Raw genomic sequence first — 16,022 nt, 5'->3', positions numbered from 1 at the left:
ATTGGTGTTTCCAGTTTGGGGGCCCTGTTCCTGGATCATGCCTCCATCATGCCCCAAGCCACCGACACTGATGCCGGCCGTGCTCCGGCCTTGCCGCAGGCCTCCCCGATGCCTGGCTCAAGCCTTTCCTGCGGCCGGAAGGTCCTTGGTGGCGGGCCCTTCCAGGAGCTTTCCGTCGCTGCTGAAACGGGAGCCGTGCAGTGGGCAGTCCCACGTCAGCTCGCTGTCATTCCAGTGCAGGATCCCGCCGAGGTGGGTGCAGACGGCGGACAGCCTGCACGTGGTGCCGGCAACGGTGGACACGGCCACTGGTTTGGGTCCCTCGCGGTAAACCTTGCCCTCGCCTTCGGCCGGAACCACCGGCGCGGGCTCAGCAGGCTGGCTTTTGTCCCTCCGCAGGCCCTGGGCAGCCACCTGTCCCCAGCCGGAGGCCAGCTTGGCTGCTACTCCCGCATTTAGGGCGACGGCGGACAGGGCGCCGGAGGGTGCGGTAACGCGGTGGTGGATGGTGTTCGCCCATGGCACGTTCCCGCCCAGGATGTCAGCGGAAATTCCGACGGCGGCGGCCACCGCGTTGGTCATGCCCCACTTGTTGTAGCCGGTACCGAAGTAGATATGGCCTTTGCCGCGGGGGAACTTGCCGAAGAAGGGCATGAGGTTGGTTGGCAGGTAATCCTGCGCGGACCAGGTATGGGTGGCAACCGCGCCGGGGTAATGCCGCACGGCCCAGTCGAGGAGGCTGCCCAGGTGGTGTTTCTCGGACCTGGCCCTGCCCACATGGTGTCCGTGCCCGCCCACCAGCAGCAGCCGCCGGCCGTCCGCCTCATAGTCCCGCAGCGAATGGGTGGGTTGTTCCACTGAGAGGTACATTCCCGGTGGAGGCGCCTGGTCCTCCTGCAGCTGCAGCGCCGCCGCGTAGGAGCGGCTGGGTGTGAGCTTGGCGAAGTACAGGCCGCGGTCCAGCACCGGGATGCCGGTGGCCAGCACCACCTGGTTGGCGGTGACGTTGCCCTGGGCTGTGTGGACCGTGGCGGGTCCGGCGCCCGTGACGTCCCGGAGCCGCACGCCGCCCACGACCGATCCGCCCCGGCTGCGGAGGTCGGACACCAGGACGTCCAGCACCTCCATCGGGTTGATCTGTGCCTGGTCCGCCAGGCGCACGGCGCCGTGAACGGCAAACGGCAGTCCGGCGTCGCGCACGTATTCCATGTCCAGCCCGGCGGTGGTGCCGGCACTGACCTCTTCGCGGAGCTTTTCCGTGCCCTGGGGGGACGCGGCGTAGGTGTAGGCGTCCCTCCGCTGGTACGGCACTCCGTTCTCGTCGAGGTAGCGCAGGAGCCAGGCCTGGCCTTCGCGGTTGCCGTCCACATATGCCTGCACCTGCTTCTGCGAGTACTGGCGGGCGAGCTGTGACAGGAAGGTCCCCTGGAGCAGGGACACTTTGGCGGTGGTGTTTCCTGTGGTGACTGCGCCGGGGTACCTGGCCTCCAGGACGAGCACTTTCTGCCCCGAGCGGGCCAGGAGGAGTGCCGTGACGAGGCCGGTGAGTCCGGCGCCTGCCACCACGGTGTCATAGCTGCTTCCGGCTTCGAACGGGTCCGTTGTGAAAGTGTCCGCCCGATCCAACCAAATCGACGTCATGCCTGCTCAGCCTGCCTTTTGCTCCAGGTCCTGGTGGGCCATTTGTGATGGGTCTGTTATGAATCCCAATCTGTTTACTAAGTATACTTATGATGTCGGGGTTTAAGTCTATGGTCAGGCGGCGGCCCGGCAGCCACGGTGTGAACATAACGGCAAACAGGAGAGATCATGACCAGCATGAGTTCCGACGGTCGCGCGGTGGACCGGACCAACATTCAAAAGACAGCCCTTGCGGTCGGTGCAGTCTTCTTCTTAGTGGGCCTCCTGGGGTTCATTCCAGGCGTCACCACCAACTACCAGGCCCTGGGTTTCGCCGGACATGGTTCGGAAGCGCTGCTGCTGGGGATTTTCCAGGTGTCGGTGCTGCACAACATCGTCCACGTGCTCTTCGGCGCGGCCGGCATCGCGATGGCCCGCAGCGCCGTGCAGTCCAGGAATTACCTGGTGGGCGGCGGTGCCATCTACCTGGTCCTCTGGATCTACGGCCTGCTGATCGGCAAGGACACCGCTGCGAACTTTGTCCCGGTGAACACCGCGGACGACTGGCTGCACTTCGTCCTTGGCGTGGCAATGGTTGGCCTGGGAGTCGCCCTGTCACGGGGTACCGCCCGCGCGGGACGCCCCACCACTGCCACCAGGTAAGCACCACGCACGTCAGTAACCACGCACGTCAGCAACACAGCACAGACAGCTGCAGGCGGCCCGGCACTCGCCGGACCGCCTGCAGCTTTCCTTGGACTGTTTCCGGGGGGAAGGTCAGGCCGGCTGGAACGGCCCGATGGTCAGCAGCGTGATTCCGGCATTGCTGCAGGCGCGCGTGGGCTGGGCCAGGAACAGGGAGTCGGTGTCCTCGGGCGGGTAGATCCGGTAGCCGGCGGCGTCCACCATGGCGCAGTCCGGGTAGTTTCCGGCCTGGGTGTAGCGCAGCACGGCGGAGCCGGTCTGGCCGGGTGCCAGGAGGACGTCGGCCGGTGCGGTGGTTTCATCGCGGGTGGCGGGCGCGCCGATGGGGGCACCGGCGCCATCCGCTGCCAGGGAGACGCCGGCAAAGCCCTGGAGGATGCACGGTTCTGCGCCGGTGTTGGTGAGGTTGAGCTTCATGTAGACACTGCCGGCGGCCCCGCCCCCCGACGCATCGGTAGCAGCCGTAAGCCCTGCCGCCTTGCAGCGGGCAGGTGTACCCGGCGCCGCGGTCTCTGAGCCGGTGGGCGTGCCGGACGACGACGGCGGTGCCGACGTCGTGGGAGCAGCGGACGTTGCGTCCGGGCTGGCTGAGCTGGTGCCTGCCGGCGGAGTCGTCTGTGCCTGCGACTGGCCCGGACTGCAGGCACTAAGCATCAATGCCGCCGACGCGGCAGCCGTGGAAATGACCAACCCCTGGAAAATTCGCTGAGACCTCATGGCACCACCTTCGCCGCAGCAGGAGCCCGCGTCAACGACGCCACGAGGCCGCACGGCATTTTGATGCCCGGATCGTGATGATCCGGGCATCAAGGCGGACTACTTGCGCCGTGCAGCGCTCCGGACGAACGCCGCGCCGCCCAGCACCAGCCCGCCGACCCCCGCCGCCAGGCCCGCCCAGCTGCGCGCGTCGGCACCGCCATCTGCACCTGCCGCTGCGCCGCCGCCGGCGACTGCTGCGGCGTGCTCCGTCCCGGGGCCGCCGGCGCCGGCCGCCCCGGTGATGGTGACCGACGGCGCGGGAGCCTTCAGGGAGTGCGGGTCCTGGCCGTCCTTCGCGATCTCGGACCAGTCGGTCTGCCCCGCCTCGCAGGTCTGGAGGGTGGGGAAATACAGCGTTGTTCCCGCCGCATCGGGGAGTTTCACGGAAAGGACCAGAGTGTCCCGAAGCTGGTGTTCCAGGGGTGTTTTGGCTGTGTAGACCACCTGGCTGGTCCGCTTGGTGATTGAGGAGCCGTCGGCGAGCTTCCTGGGCTCGGCGAGCTGCTCGGTCACCTTCTCCGCCGTCCAGTTGGGGTTGACGGTGGGCTGGGCATCGTTCAGCTCCGCAGGGAGCGTGATGGCCACCTTGGTGGTACCCGATCCGTCGCAGCCGTGGGGGACCGCGAAGGTGAGCAGGGCGTAGGAGTTGGCCGAGGTCTTGTCCGGCGTTACGCCGACATGTGCGGCGGCACCGCCCGCGGCCGCCAGCAGGAGCATGGCAGCACCTCCGGTTGCGGCGGAAGTTTTCAGGGCACGGCGAAGGAATGGGGTGTTCATGGGTTGCCTTTCTGGCGCACGCCGGAACGGCCGGGGTGCGTAGGTTTTCGGGGTCCGCGCCGGAAGGATCCGGCGGGGTCAGGAGGAAAGCGCGACGGCGGAAGGCGGGCCGCGCCGGCTGTCCTGCCGAAGGTTGCGCCAGGGACGCAGCGGCACGGCGAAAGGTGCGAAAGGAAACAAAGGCGCGGCGCCGCCGTCGCACGCTGCCGGCCGGGGGAGCGCCACGAGGGGCCGAAGCCAGGCAGCAAGCGCCCACAGTGCGCCCTCGCCCTTGGCGAGAAGGAGCGCGGACCCCAGCGTCGCCAGGATGTGGGCCGCAAGCATCAGCGGGCCGGACGCTGCCCCGGCCCCCGAGATGTGGTCCAGCGGCAGCGCAGCGGTTCCGGCCAGGTGGCTGCCGTGAGCTGCCTTGGCGCTGGATTCGGCGGCGGCTGCGGGGATGCTGAAGGCACCAAAGACCTCATGCAGCGCCAGCTGCCCGGCACCCAGGAGCGCCATGACGGCGGGGAAACCCAACCGCAGGCGGGTGGCTGTGGTGCTGCCGAGTGCAGTCAATGCCAGCACTGCCAGCATGACGGTGGGGGCCGGCAACGCGCCGCCGCCCGCCAGGTGTGCTCCGGCGGCAAGGGTCAGGATGGCGGTCGCCATGGCTGAAGACCGGAGGAAGTGGAAGGGGACGCGGGTACGAAGCGCATCCACGGATGGTCCCCTTCCGGCCTGAAGTCAGTCGTACAAATTGTATCCGGGGCCTTCCCGCGCCTGTGGCGGCAGGGGAGGTGCAGCCCTGAGCGGCGGCCATGTACCGCCTCTTCAGGGCCGGGTTAGACTGCCTGCGTAACTGTTGGCGATGTTGAGGAGAAGTTCATGGACTACACCGGAAGCCAGTCAGAAAAGGTTGTTCCCGCTGGTGAACTTGGCCGCAGCCACATTGGCCAGACGATCAGCTTCCAGCCCAACGAGTTCACCATCGTCTTTGGAAAGCTCGCGGGAATCGCCCGCACGGAGGCGATGGTCTACCTGTCCCTGACGGGGGTCGGAAACGGCACGCACCTGAAGGATGAATACGACCTGCCGCTTACCCACGACGTTTATGTGCCCGTGGACGTCATCACGAACGCTGAGTCCACCATCAAGGACCTTTTCGGCAAGGTGCAGGAAAACCTGCGCGGCGCGGGCCACAAGGGCGAGGACAAGACGGACCGGCTGTAGCAGGCAGCCGGGATCAAGCCCGAGCAGGCCCCGTGGAGGCCCGCACCGTAAGGTGCGTGGGCATCACGGCAAGCTGCCGGCTCGAGCGGCCTGGAACAGGATTCAGCTGGGAAAGCAGCATGGATACAGCCACCCGGCCGGCCTGCTCGATGGGACTGGAAATGGTGGTCAGCGGGGGGTTGCAAAAATCTGCGCCGAAGATGTCATCCGAGCCGACGATGCTGATGTCCTCCGGTACGCGGATTCCGCGCTCGCGAAGCCGTTGGAGCATTCCGATGGCAAGAAGGTCATTGAACACGATGCACGCCGTGGCGCCGGTGCGCACGGCCGCGTCTGCCGCGGCTGCGCCCGAGGTTGTTTTGGGCGTGTAGGGGCCAATGCGGTGGGTTTCCATGCCGCGTTTGGATGATTCCTCCTCGAAGACCTTCCACCGTGCCCGGTTGGACCAGGATGTTGGCGGGCCGCTGACGTAGCAGACGCGGTGGTGGCCCAGGGACGCCAGGTGCTCCAGGGCCTGGATGATCGCGGAGGGCGTGTCGATGACAACCGTTGGAGCGCTGGTGGACGCCCGGTTGATTGTCACCAGCGGCTGGGTCTCGGAGACCTCGGCCAGTTGCGCATCAGTCAAACGGGAGGCTGCAAGGATGAACCCGTCAGCAGACCGCCGCATTTTGTGGAGCGCTTCAAGCTCCATTTCATTGGACTCCTCGGTATCTACCAGTAACTGCGTATACCCCGCAGCCTTGAGCTGGTGCTGGGTGCCCCGGATGATGTCGAAGTAGAACGGGTTGGTAATGTCCGGCACCAGGACGGCGACGGCGTTGGTGCGCCCTGAACTGAGTCCCTGTGCCTGTGAGCTGGGCACGTAGTTCAGCTGAGCGGCCGCTGCTTCGATGCGTTCCCTGGTGTGGCGGTTGACCCGGTCCGGCTTGGAGAGGGCCCGCGAAACCGTTGATGTGGCCACCCCCGCGAGTTGGGCGACGTCCCGGATTGTTGGGAGTTTTTCCGCGCCCGCGCGGCCCTCCGGTGCCCCCTCCGTGCGAGCTCCCGGCGTTGTTGCAGTCATTGGCCCAATCCTTTCGTGCCGAGAAGGCGCCCGGTCCTTCATCCGCGGTGGAGTGGCCGTACCTCAATGGAAACATCTTTTGGCAACTTTTGGCAACCGCTTGCCGCATGTGTTGCCGCTCCCTAGACTGGGTTTCGAATCGCCTGCAGTGATGTGCGCCACTTGACGTTGTGGCCATGTGGGTGTCCAAGAGGAGAAAACAATGAGGTTTAAATCGTCTTCCGGGCTCGCGGCTATCGTTACGGCTGCGGCATTGGCATTGACCGGCTGCGGCGGCGGCTCCGGCACTACTGATTCGTCCACCAGCGCGGACGGAAAGGTGGACGGAACGGGCAAGACCCTCAACGTCCTCGTCGGTGTCTTGAGCCAATACCCGGAACAGCAGAAGCAGTGGCAGAGCGACATCGCGGCAAAATTCAAGGCTGAAACCGGCGCCGACGTGAAGTTCGAGACCTTTGCCTCGGCCAACGACGAACTGACCCGCATCCAGACCTCAGTGGTATCGGGGCAGGGCCCGGACATCTACGGACTGGGCACCACCTTCACGCCGACTGCCTTCGCCACCAAGGCATTTGTCACCCTGTCCGACGACGACTGGAAGAAGGTGGGAGGCAAGGAACGGTTCAACAAGGCTGCCCTGGGGATCTCCGGGCCGGACGAGGAGCACCAGGCCGGCATTCCGTTCGTCAGCCGCCCCTTCGTGATGGCGTACAACAAGGAACTGCTGGCCGCCGCCGGAATTGAAAAGCCGGCCACTTCGTGGGATGAGCTTGCGGAGCAGGCGAAGAAGATGACCAAGGACGGCACCTACGGCCTGGCCACCGGCTACAAGGACAATTACGACCCCTGGAAGTTCATCTGGGCGATGTCCGTCCAGGCCGGCAACCCGATCGTGGACGGCAACAAGCTCAAGCTCGACGACCCCACCGTCAAGAAGGCCTACGAAACCTACTTCGGCTGGCTGACAGAGGACAAGATCGTTGACCCGGCTTCCGTGGGTTGGAGCAACAGCAACGCAGTCGCGGCCTTTGCCAGCGGCAAGGCCGGTTACCTGATGATGACCACCTCAAGCTCCCTTCCCACCCTTGAGAAGTCGGCCGTTGCGGGCAAGTACGAGTACGCACTGATGCCCACAACGCCTCCGGGCGAGTCCAGCTCCAAGAACGAGGACGCAGCGAGCATCCTGTCCGGCGACAACCTCGTGGTAGCGGACTACTCGAAGCAGAAGGACCTGGCCTTCGCGTACATCAAACTCATCACCTCAAAAGAGGAACAGCTGAACTACCAGAAGATCTTCGGCGACCTGCCGGCCAACGCCGAGGCCCTGGAGGAGCTGGGCGGAAATGCGAAGCTCAAGCCCATCACCGACGCAGCCGCGAAGTCCAAGGCGACGCCGTTCACCGGAGCCTGGGGCGACATCCAGCTGGGCCTGCTGAACGTCACGGTCCAGTCCGTCCCTGACCTTGCCGCCGGCAAGGTGGACAGTTCTGCCCTTGAAGCACGGATCAAGGACTCCCAGAGCAAGGGCCAGGCCTCCCTGGACCGGGCCTCCAAAGGATAAATTGTGATGTCAACTGACGCATCCAACGAAGTCCGGCTTGCGGCGGAGTCCGCCGCAAGCCGGGCGGCCCGCTCGGCCGCTGACACCGCCGGCGCAGAGCCGGGCGGGCAGAAGAGCCCGCGCCGCAAAGGCCTCAGCGAACGAAACCGCCCACTGTGGATGCTGATCCCGGGCGGGGTACTGATGATCATCATCATCGTCGTGCCGCTGTTGCTGGGCATCTTCATGTCCACCCTCAACCTGGACCAGTACACACTCCGCAAGTGGATCAGTTCGCCCTTCATCGGCGTCGAAAACTTCGTCGAAGCACTGACGTCTTCACCCCTCCTCCACGCCACCTGGTTGAGCGTCAGCTACTCGCTGCTGGCAATGGTCGTGACCCTTCCGCTGGGCATAGCTGCCGCCGTCGCCACACAGAACGCGTTCAAGGGGCGGGCCGTGATCCGGTCCATCTTCCTGATCCCCTACGTGCTTCCGTCGTTCGTGGTGGCGACCGTCTGGCGCACCATGTTCCAGCCGGACGGCATCGTGGACAAGGCCTTGGGGACTGTCGGCATCGAGGCCGGCCTGTGGCTGAACGGGCCGCAGACCTTCTGGACGCTGGTCCTGGTCCAGATTTGGGCCTCCTGGCCCTTCATCTACCTGCTCGCACTCTCCGGGCTGCAGTCCGTGGACCATGAGGTCCATGAGGCCTCAGCCCTGGACGGCGCACTGTGGTGGAACAAACTGCGCTACGTCATTTTCCCCTACCTCAAGGGGCCGCTCTCCCTCGCTTTCCTGATCGGCATGCTGCACCACATCAACAACTTCACGCTTCCCTATGTCCTCTTTGGAGTTCCGGCCCCGGCCGACGTGGAAGTGCTCCCGATCCTTACGTACGTCACCAGCTTCCAAAGCTTCCGTTTCGGGCTGAGCGCTGCCATGGCTTTCGTTTCCCTGGTTTTGATCGCCATTCCGCTGTTTGTCTACCTGCGCGCCGTCAAGCTCGACGACGCCGAGTCACCTGGAGCCAAGAAATGAGCATCTCCACTGCCACCCGGCGGAGTCAGGCCACCGCGGACATTCCACGTCCGGGATCGAAGAAACAGCACGAAGTCCTGCGGCTGCTCCCGGGGCCTTTGCTCACCATCATTCTCGTGTTCCTCGGTGCCCTCGTCCTGATCCCCGTTTTCTACATCTTCCTTGCGTCCGTTAACTCGGACATCGGCGTGGCCAACGGAGAGTTCTGGCCGTCAAGCTTCACCCTGGAGAACTACTCGAAGATCTGGACCAGCGTGGGACTGGCTACCGGACTTGCCAACAGCGTCCTCGTGGCAGGCGCAACAGCCGTTGTTTCGGCAGCGTTGTCCGTCTCAACCGCGTTCGTCCTGGTCCGCTACAGCTTCCGGGGCCGCCTCACCATCCTGCGCGGCCTCCTTGCACTGCAGTCTGTGCCGGGAACCCTGATGGTGCTGCCCGTGTTCGTCCTGTTCTCTTCGGCCGCCACCTACTTGGGAATCCAGGTCATCGGAACCCAGTGGGGACTCTTTGTCACCTACCTGACGTTCGCCATGCCGTTCTCCACCTGGGTCATGGTGACCTACCTGCGCGGACTTCCCCGGGAACTTGAGGAAGCAGCCAGGATCGACGGCGCCAGCAACGTGGGTGTCCTGTTCAGGATCATCCTGCCGCTGAGCTGGCCCGGCATCGTGGTTTCCGGCATCTTCGCCTTCCTGCTCGGCTGGAACGACGTCCTGTTCGCTTCCGTCATGACCCGGCCCGAAAGCCAGACCGCGGCTGTGGCACTGCAGATCTTCGGTGCGTCCCAGGAAGGCGGCGCCATCCCGTTCTACGGCCAGATGATGGCTGCGGCCCTCGTATGTGCCGCTCCCGTGGTCATTCTTTACCTGATTTTCCAGCGTTATCTAGTGGGCGGACTTACCGCCGGAGGAGTTAAGTAACCATGGTTCCAGCCACCCAGGTCTCGTGGGCCCTGTCCGGATTCGGCGACGAAATCGACGACGACCCCGCGGTGCAGATCGCGGTGCTGCAGGCACTCGGTGCCAGTTACATCGAAGTGCGCAGCGCGTGGGGCACCAACATCGTAGACCTGTCCGATGACCAGCTCGCGGCACTCGCGGGGCTGCTCAAGGAAAAGGGCATGCAGGTTTCCGCGATTGCCTCGCCGATCGGCAAGGTGGACGTCAGCCTCCCCGTTGAACATGAAGTGGAGCGGCTGCGGCGGGCAGCCAATGCTGCCAAAGTCCTGGGTGCCAAGTACATCCGGATCTTCTCCTTCTACTACGGCGAATCCGTTCCGGTGGACAGCATCCGTGACGCGGTCATCGAGCGGATGAGGGCGCTCGCCGCTGTTGCCGAGGAAGAGGGCGTGGTCCTGCTGCACGAGAATGAAAAAGACATCTTCGGGGACGTTCCGGACCGCGTGCTGGACATCATCGAAAGCGTGAATTCACCGGCGCTGAAAGTGGCGTGGGACGCAGCCAACTTCGTGCAGGTGGGCGTGAAGCCCTTTGATGAGGCCTATGCGAAGCTGCGCCCGCACCTGGAATACCTCCAGGTCAAGGACGCCCTGTTCTCCAACGGACATGTGGTCCCCGCAGGGGAAGGCGACGGCGACCTGCTGCGCACCGTTGAAGCGCTGAAGGCTGACGGTTTCACCGGCTTCGCCTCCCTGGAGCCGCATCTTGCCGGGGCCCACGGCCTTGGCGGATTCTCCGGCCCCACGGCCTTCGGTATTGCTGCCCGGGCCTTTGCAAAAGTCACAGCGGAAGCAGGAGTGCAGACAGTATGAGTGAGACGTTGAAGGTTGCCATCACGGGTTGCGGCGTCATTGGCAGGACCCACGCGGTTGCCCTGCAGGAGTTCCCCGGCGCCAGCATTGTGGCGCTGGTGGATGCTGTCCCGGACGCCGCTGTTGCCCTTGCGGACTTCATCGAAAAGAGCGGACGCCCCAGGCCCTCCGTGCACGCGTCCCTTGCTGACGCCTTCGCCGCCGCAGACATCGACCTGGTGGCGCTGGCCACCCCCAGCGGCCTGCACATCCAGCAGGGCCTCGAAGTCCTGGCTGCCGGCAAGCACGTTGTCATCGAAAAGCCCCTCGACGTGGACCTGAGCCGCGCCCAGGAGATCGAGGCGGCAGCGAATGAAGCCGCACGCCGCGGGGTAGTCGCTTCCGTCATCAGCCAGCACCGCTTTGACCAGGCCAGCGTTGCCGTTGCCGATGCCGTGGCAAAAGGCCGGTTCGGCCGGCTGACGTCCGCCATCGCTTCTGTTGCCTGGTGGCGCGGGCAGGGCTATTACGATTCCGGTGACTGGCGCGGCACCTGGTCAATGGACGGCGGTGGCGCCTTGATGAACCAGGGCGTCCACACGGTTGACCTGCTGCTGTGGTTCATGGGCCGCCCGGTTGAGATCCACGCGCACACGGCCCGCCTGGCACACGAACGCATCGAGGTGGAGGACACCGCCGTAGCTACCGTGACGTTCGAAAACGGCGGCCTGGCAGTACTGCATGCCACCACCGCCGCATACCCGGGCCTGACAGTGCGGGTACAGCTGATGGGCTCCGAAGGCTCCGCAGTGGTGGACAACGACCAGCTGCACTACTTCCACGCCAAGGACGCCGGCGGCCCTTCCGCGGACATGGGGCTTCAGGGCGGCGGCAACCAGGCCCGGGAAGAACTCGCCAAGTACCCGGCAGAGGATTACGAGGCCAAGGACCCCACGGTGTACCCGGCCGGACACATCCGCCAGTACCGCGACATCCTCGGGGCCATCACCGAGGGCCGCCAGCCGGGGGTCACGGTGAGCGATGCAGTCAATGCCCTGGCCGCCGTGCGTGCCGTCTATGTCTCCGCCACGCTCAACCAGGCGGTCCTCTTCGACGACGTCCTGGCCGGCAAGTACAACGACCTGGAGGTCCGCACGGGCTCCACTGCGACAGAAAGCGCCTGAAGCGATGAAATTTTCAGTATTTACAGCCTCCACGCCGGACTGGACCCCCGAGGAAGCCGTGAGCCACCTTTCGGGCCAGGGCTGGGACGGCATCGAGTGGCGGATCACGGACCAGGCGGAGGCGCCCGAGCCAGGTTTCTGGGCCGGCAACAAAGCGACGATCCCGCTCACCGGACTCGAAGACAACCTTGGGCGGGTGGCAACCATTACCCGTGACGCCGGGCTGGAGTTCTCCGGAATCGGCGGCTATGCGCGCTGTGACAACCACGAGGACGTCGAGCGCATGCTGGCAGCTACGGCCGCCTTGGGCGCGGGTCAGGTCCGCGTCACCACGCTTCCGCTGGGAACGGCGGCGTGGGGTAACGAAGGACCGAGCGGGATTCCTTATCCTGCCCTGTTTGAGGCAGCCCGCCGTGACTTCGAATGGGTGGCTGAACGGGCAGCCCACCATGGCGTCAAGGCACTGGTGGAACTGCACCACCGCACCATTACCGCATCCGCGTCCTCGGCGCGGCGCCTGCTGGAGGGCCTCGACCCCCGGCACGTGGGGGTCATCCACGACCTCGGCAACCTGCTGATCGAAGGCCAGGAAGACTACCTTCCGGCCTTCGAACTGCTGGGCGAATACCTGGCACACATCCATGTCAAGAACGCCGTCTGGGTCCGCCAGGACGCAACGGACGAATCAGGTGCCGCCGTGTTCAGCAACGAATGGGCACCGCTGCAGTCCGGACAGGGAAGCGTCCTCGAATACTTCAAGGCGCTCGCGGCCCATGGCTATGACGGGTGGGTCACGGTGGAAGACTTCTCCACGGAGGTGCCCCTTGCCGAACGTACTGCCGGCAATCTCGACTACCTGCGGCGTACAGCGGCCCTCGCCGGGCTCACCGCAGGGGCCGGGGCGCGTTGACGCCATGGCACATTCAATGGCAGCCCACCCCGACCGGCTCCTGCCCGCAGACCCCGGCGTTCGGGAGATTGCCCGTTCGCTCTACAGCCTCGTGGCCGGCCTCCCGATCATCTCCCCGCACGGACACGTTGATGCCGCCGTCATCGAACAGAACCTGCCCTTTCCGGATCCCGCAGCGCTCCTGGTCACCCCGGACCACTATGTGACCCGCTTGATCCATGCCGGCGGCGTCCCAATGGACCAGCTGGGCCTTGGCGGCTCCGCTGCAGGCTCCCGGCAGGTCTGGCGCAACTTTTGTGCCGCGTGGCCGCAATTTGAGGGCACGGCCTCGGGGTACTGGATCCGGCAGGAATTCGAGCATGTGTTCGGTTTGCATGAGGAGCCCACCGCCGAAAACGCCGACAGGATCTACGACGCGATCTCGGCCAAGCTTGCCGAACCAGGCTTCAGGCCCCGGCAGCTGTTCAAGGAATTCAACATCGAGGTGCTCGCCACCACCGACGATCCGCTGGACACACTGGACAGTCACGCGGCCCTGGCCAAGGACCCGGCCTTCGCCAGCCGTGTCCTGCCCACCTTCAGGCCGGACCAGTACCTCAACATTGCCCATCCGGCCTGGCAGGACAATGTGGAGCGGCTCATCGCTGCCGGTGGAGGCGGTTCGGGGTACGCCGGCTACATCAGCGCGCTGGAATCTCGGCGGCGCCACTTCGTCGAAAACGGGGCGGTATCCGCCGACCACGGCGTCCGTACGCCGGCCACCCTTAAGCTGGACCGCTCCGACGCGGAACGGCTGTTCGAACGGGCGCGTGCGGGGAACGCGCGTCCGGAGGACCGCGACGCTTTCGAAGCCCACATGATCTACGAGATGGCACGGATGTCGGTGGAAGACGGGCTGGTCATGACCATCCACCCGGGTTCGTACCGCAACCACCACGGGCCCACGTTCGAATCATTTGGCGCGGACACGGGCCACGATATTCCGTTCGCGATCAACTACACCGAGGCCATCCGGCCCCTGCTCCAGGACTTCGGCACGGCCAAGGACTTCCACCTGGTGCTGTTCACCCTGGACGAGACCGTGTTCTCGCGGGAGCTGGCGCCGCTGGCGGGGTTCTACCCGTCCGTCTACATCGGCGCCCCGTGGTGGTTCCTGGATGCGCCGGATGCGATGCTGCGGTTCCGGTCCGCCGTCACGGAAACTGCCGGTTTCTCGCGCTCCTCGGGATTCATCGACGACACAAGGGCTTTCTGCTCCATCCCGGCACGCCACGACACGTCACGCCGGATCGAGTCGGCCTTCCTGGCACGCCTGGTAGCCGAGCACCGCATCAGCGAAGAGCGCGCCCGCGAACTGATCGTGGACATCGTTGACGGTTCGCCGAGGAGGGTCTTCAAGCTGTGAGCATTGAACTGCCACCACAACCAGGGTCCGCCGCCGGGGACCTTCCGCAGTTGAACCGCCGCCTGCACCAGCTACCCAAGGCTCCAGTGCGGATTGTCCACCTTGGCCTGGGCGCCTTCCACCGCTCCCACCAGGCCTGGTACACGCAGCAGGCGTCCGATGCCCCGGACTGGGGCATCGCAGCCTTCACCGGCCGCCGTCCCGATGCTGCTCTGGCCCTCGCTGAGCAGGACGGCCTGTTCACCCTGGTGGAACGTGCTGACGACGGCGACTCCTACACCGTCGTCGGCAGCATTGTGGAGGCCGTGGACGGCGCCGACGTGCAGCGCCTGGCGGATCTGGTGGCCGCCCCCGGTACCGCCGTCATCACCCTGACGATCACGGAAGCCGCCTACGGCATCGGTTCCGGCGGCCGGCTGGACCTCACCGCGCCTGGCGTAGCTGCCGACCTTGCCGTGCTCTCCTCCGGCAAGGGCCAACCGACGACGCCGCTGGGCCGCCTCGTGTTCGCCCTCGCCGCCCGCCGGGCTGCTTCTGCGGGACCGCTCGCTGTGGTCTGCTGCGACAATCTCGCCAACAACGGCACCATTGCACACCATGCCGTCACGGGCATGGCCGAGGCCTGGGATGCCGACCTGGCCGGATGGATCGATGCCAACGTCAGCTTCGTCAGCACCTCGGTGGACCGGATTACACCGCGCACCACTGACGCCGACATCGCGGCCGTCCAGGCCGCCTGCGGGTATCGCGACACCTCTCCGGTGGTGGCCGAGCCCTTCGCCAACTGGGTGCTCAGCGGGGACTTTCCCGCCGGGCGTCCGCACTGGGAAGATGCCGGCGCGGTCTTCGTGGGCCACATCGAACCCTATGAGAACCGCAAACTCTGGCTCCTGAACGGGGCGCACTCCCTCCTCGCCTACGCCGGCCAGCTCCGTGGCCATACCACCGTCGCGGAGGCCTTGGCGGACCCGCGCTGCCTGCAGGCCGTGGAGAGCTTTTGGGACGAGGCGGAAACCAACCTCACGGAACAGGAGGGTGACGGGGTCGACCTGCAGATCCCGGCTTACCGCGCGGCCCTGCTGGCGCGGTTCCGCAATGCCCGGATTGCCCACCACCTGGCACAGATCGCAATGGACGGCAGCACCAAGCTGCGCATGCGTGCCGTCCCCGTTTTGCAGGCGGAGCGTGCCGCGGGACGCTCGGGCGCAGCCGCCGCGCTGATGATCGCTGCGTGGATGGACTACACGGCCGGCGGCGCGGTCCAGGATCCGCTCGCGGGCGAGGTTGCCGCAGCCAACTCACTCCGGGGCAGGGAGCGGATCCGTGCCCTCCTGTCCTTGGTGGATCCTGCCCTCGCCGGGGACACCGGCGCAGTGGACCTGGTTGAGGGCCTCTGCGGGACGTTTGAGCCGCGGACTGTCCCGCGGTAGTTGTGCAAGCACGCACATCTGCCCGGTTCCCGGAGAGATTCGGGGACTGGGCCGTTGTCGCCGCCCCGCCGCGGAACCTGGCGCCGCGGATGCCGCGGCCGCCAAACAGCCGGCAACCACCGGCTAAGCCCCTGCCAATCCACCAAGTACCGCTCCATCGATTAAGAAAGCCTGGATCTGTTGTGAAAATCATTGCTGCCGATGTGTTTGTGACCAGTCCCTCCCGTAACTTCGTGACGCTGCGGGTCACCACGGAGGATGGTGTGACGGGTATTGGGGATGCGACGTTGAACGGGCGTGAGCTTGCGGTCGCCGCGTATTTGAAGGAGCATGTGGCGCAGTTGCTGATCGGGAAGGATCCGCACCGGATCGAGGATACGTGGCAGTTCCTGTACCGGTCCGCGTACTGGCGCCGGGGTCCGGTGACGATGGCGGCGATCGCGGCGGTGGATATGGCGTTGTGGGACATTAAGGGCAAGGTGGCCGGGATGCCGGTGTACCAGTTGCTGGGCGGGGCGTCGCGGAACGGGTTGCGGGCGTACGGGCACGCGTCGGGCGCGGATTTGCCGTCGTTGTTTGATTCGGTGCGGGAGCATCTGGAGCTGGGGTACAAGTCGATCCGGATC

At 65.6% G+C, this 16,022-nt stretch carries 15 protein-coding genes and 2 pseudogenes; 12 read left to right on the top strand and 5 right to left on the bottom strand.

Annotated features, from left to right (window positions below; translation table 11 throughout):
- Positions 1-117 precede the first annotated feature (117 nt).
- Positions 118-1,641: an FAD-dependent oxidoreductase gene (locus ACQ3DC_RS10470; RefSeq protein WP_430752183.1), complete on the bottom strand. Its 1,524-nt coding sequence runs from the start codon at positions 1,639-1,641 to the stop codon at positions 118-120.
- A 168-nt stretch (positions 1,642-1,809) separates the two neighbouring features.
- On the opposite strand from ACQ3DC_RS10470, the gene ACQ3DC_RS10465 reads away from it, so the two are divergent.
- Entirely contained in the window at positions 1,810-2,283 is a 474-nt protein-coding gene (locus tag ACQ3DC_RS10465; protein WP_197432425.1) for a DUF4383 domain-containing protein, read from the top strand.
- Positions 2,284-2,397: 114 nt separating this feature from the next.
- Here ACQ3DC_RS10465 and ACQ3DC_RS10460 read toward each other — a convergent pair.
- Positions 2,398-2,748: pseudogene (locus tag ACQ3DC_RS10460) on the bottom strand (DUF4232 domain-containing protein); the annotation flags it as partial.
- A gap of 55 nt (positions 2,749-2,803) precedes the next feature.
- Here ACQ3DC_RS10460 and ACQ3DC_RS10455 point away from each other — a divergent pair.
- Positions 2,804-3,034, top strand: coding sequence for a hypothetical protein (locus ACQ3DC_RS10455; protein ID WP_370460799.1), 231 nt, complete (start codon positions 2,804-2,806; stop codon positions 3,032-3,034).
- Positions 3,035-3,141: 107 nt separating this feature from the next.
- Here the strand turns inward: ACQ3DC_RS10455 and ACQ3DC_RS10450 are convergent, their stop codons facing one another.
- Both ACQ3DC_RS10450 and ACQ3DC_RS10445 read right to left on the bottom strand, forming a co-directional pair.
- Complete coding sequence (locus tag ACQ3DC_RS10450; RefSeq protein ID WP_430752182.1) at positions 3,142-3,861, bottom strand: YcnI family protein; 720 nt, start codon at positions 3,859-3,861, stop codon at positions 3,142-3,144.
- A 78-nt stretch (positions 3,862-3,939) separates the two neighbouring features.
- Positions 3,940-4,560 carry a hypothetical protein gene (locus tag ACQ3DC_RS10445; RefSeq protein ID WP_430752181.1) on the bottom strand — a complete coding sequence of 207 codons (621 nt, stop codon included), beginning with the start codon at positions 4,558-4,560 and terminating at the stop codon, positions 3,940-3,942.
- A gap of 165 nt (positions 4,561-4,725) precedes the next feature.
- Between ACQ3DC_RS10445 and ACQ3DC_RS10440 the strand changes: the two genes are divergently transcribed.
- Complete coding sequence (locus tag ACQ3DC_RS10440) at positions 4,726-5,070, top strand: hypothetical protein (protein WP_157239215.1); 345 nt, start codon at positions 4,726-4,728, stop codon at positions 5,068-5,070.
- 13 nt (positions 5,071-5,083) lie between these two features.
- On the opposite strand, the gene ACQ3DC_RS10435 is transcribed toward ACQ3DC_RS10440, so the two are convergent.
- Positions 5,084-6,136: a LacI family DNA-binding transcriptional regulator gene (locus ACQ3DC_RS10435; protein WP_157239213.1), complete on the bottom strand. Its 1,053-nt coding sequence runs from the start codon at positions 6,134-6,136 to the stop codon at positions 5,084-5,086.
- Between the two features lie 202 nt (positions 6,137-6,338).
- On the opposite strand from ACQ3DC_RS10435, the gene ACQ3DC_RS10430 reads away from it, so the two are divergent.
- From ACQ3DC_RS10430 to ACQ3DC_RS10390, 9 genes and pseudogenes are all read left to right on the top strand, one after another.
- Complete coding sequence (locus ACQ3DC_RS10430; protein ID WP_197432423.1) at positions 6,339-7,697, top strand: ABC transporter substrate-binding protein; 1,359 nt, start codon at positions 6,339-6,341, stop codon at positions 7,695-7,697.
- Positions 7,698-7,703: 6 nt separating this feature from the next.
- Entirely contained in the window at positions 7,704-8,717 is a 1,014-nt protein-coding gene (locus ACQ3DC_RS10425; protein ID WP_157239211.1) for a carbohydrate ABC transporter permease, read from the top strand.
- Positions 8,714-9,637, top strand: coding sequence for a carbohydrate ABC transporter permease (locus ACQ3DC_RS10420; protein ID WP_157239209.1), 924 nt, complete (start codon positions 8,714-8,716; stop codon positions 9,635-9,637). The genes ACQ3DC_RS10425 and ACQ3DC_RS10420 overlap by 4 nt, the downstream gene beginning before the upstream one ends.
- A 2-nt stretch (positions 9,638-9,639) precedes the next feature.
- Positions 9,640-10,488, top strand: a complete 849-nt coding sequence (locus tag ACQ3DC_RS10415) for a sugar phosphate isomerase/epimerase family protein (protein ID WP_157239207.1) — start codon at positions 9,640-9,642, stop codon at positions 10,486-10,488.
- Positions 10,485-11,651: a Gfo/Idh/MocA family protein gene (locus ACQ3DC_RS10410; RefSeq protein WP_157239205.1), complete on the top strand. Its 1,167-nt coding sequence runs from the start codon at positions 10,485-10,487 to the stop codon at positions 11,649-11,651. Before ACQ3DC_RS10415 ends, ACQ3DC_RS10410 begins: the two co-directional genes overlap by 4 nt.
- 4 nt (positions 11,652-11,655) lie before the next feature.
- Positions 11,656-12,561 carry a sugar phosphate isomerase/epimerase family protein gene (locus ACQ3DC_RS10405; RefSeq protein ID WP_430752180.1) on the top strand — a complete coding sequence of 302 codons (906 nt, stop codon included), beginning with the start codon at positions 11,656-11,658 and terminating at the stop codon, positions 12,559-12,561.
- A 4-nt stretch (positions 12,562-12,565) separates the two neighbouring features.
- Complete coding sequence (uxaC, locus tag ACQ3DC_RS10400; RefSeq protein WP_421093768.1) at positions 12,566-13,966, top strand: glucuronate isomerase; 1,401 nt, start codon at positions 12,566-12,568, stop codon at positions 13,964-13,966.
- The gene (locus ACQ3DC_RS10395) at positions 13,963-15,396 is read left to right on the top strand and encodes a mannitol dehydrogenase family protein (RefSeq protein ID WP_430752179.1); all 1,434 of its coding nucleotides are present in this window, start codon (positions 13,963-13,965) and stop codon (positions 15,394-15,396) included. Before uxaC ends, ACQ3DC_RS10395 begins: the two co-directional genes overlap by 4 nt.
- A gap of 182 nt (positions 15,397-15,578) precedes the next feature.
- Positions 15,579-16,022: pseudogene (locus ACQ3DC_RS10390) on the top strand (bifunctional D-altronate/D-mannonate dehydratase); the annotation flags it as partial.

Origin of the sequence: Paenarthrobacter sp. NEAU-H11 (genome assembly GCF_050573415.1) — a bacterium.
Lineage (GTDB): Bacteria > Actinomycetota > Actinomycetes > Actinomycetales > Micrococcaceae > Arthrobacter.
Note: the sequence above shows the minus strand (reverse complement) of the source record. Positions and strands in the feature narration are given on the sequence as shown.

Bases quoted from the DNA above. Each gene is read 5' to 3' on its own strand.
- ACQ3DC_RS10470 (WP_430752183.1), bottom strand. From the start codon at position 1,641: ATGACGTCGATTTGGTTGGATCGGGCGGACACTTTCACAACGGACCCG.
- ACQ3DC_RS10465 (WP_197432425.1), top strand. From the start codon at position 1,810: ATGACCAGCATGAGTTCCGACGGTCGCGCGGTGGACCGGACCAACATT.
- ACQ3DC_RS10450 (WP_430752182.1), bottom strand. From the start codon at position 3,861: ATGAACACCCCATTCCTTCGCCGTGCCCTGAAAACTTCCGCCGCAACC.
- ACQ3DC_RS10440 (WP_157239215.1), top strand. From the start codon at position 4,726: ATGGACTACACCGGAAGCCAGTCAGAAAAGGTTGTTCCCGCTGGTGAA.
- ACQ3DC_RS10435 (WP_157239213.1), bottom strand. From the start codon at position 6,136: ATGACTGCAACAACGCCGGGAGCTCGCACGGAGGGGGCACCGGAGGGC.
- ACQ3DC_RS10430 (WP_197432423.1), top strand. From the start codon at position 6,339: ATGAGGTTTAAATCGTCTTCCGGGCTCGCGGCTATCGTTACGGCTGCG.
- ACQ3DC_RS10425 (WP_157239211.1), top strand. From the start codon at position 7,704: ATGTCAACTGACGCATCCAACGAAGTCCGGCTTGCGGCGGAGTCCGCC.
- ACQ3DC_RS10420 (WP_157239209.1), top strand. From the start codon at position 8,714: ATGAGCATCTCCACTGCCACCCGGCGGAGTCAGGCCACCGCGGACATT.
- ACQ3DC_RS10415 (WP_157239207.1), top strand. From the start codon at position 9,640: ATGGTTCCAGCCACCCAGGTCTCGTGGGCCCTGTCCGGATTCGGCGAC.
- ACQ3DC_RS10410 (WP_157239205.1), top strand. From the start codon at position 10,485: ATGAGTGAGACGTTGAAGGTTGCCATCACGGGTTGCGGCGTCATTGGC.
- ACQ3DC_RS10405 (WP_430752180.1), top strand. From the start codon at position 11,656: ATGAAATTTTCAGTATTTACAGCCTCCACGCCGGACTGGACCCCCGAG.
- uxaC (WP_421093768.1), top strand. From the start codon at position 12,566: ATGGCACATTCAATGGCAGCCCACCCCGACCGGCTCCTGCCCGCAGAC.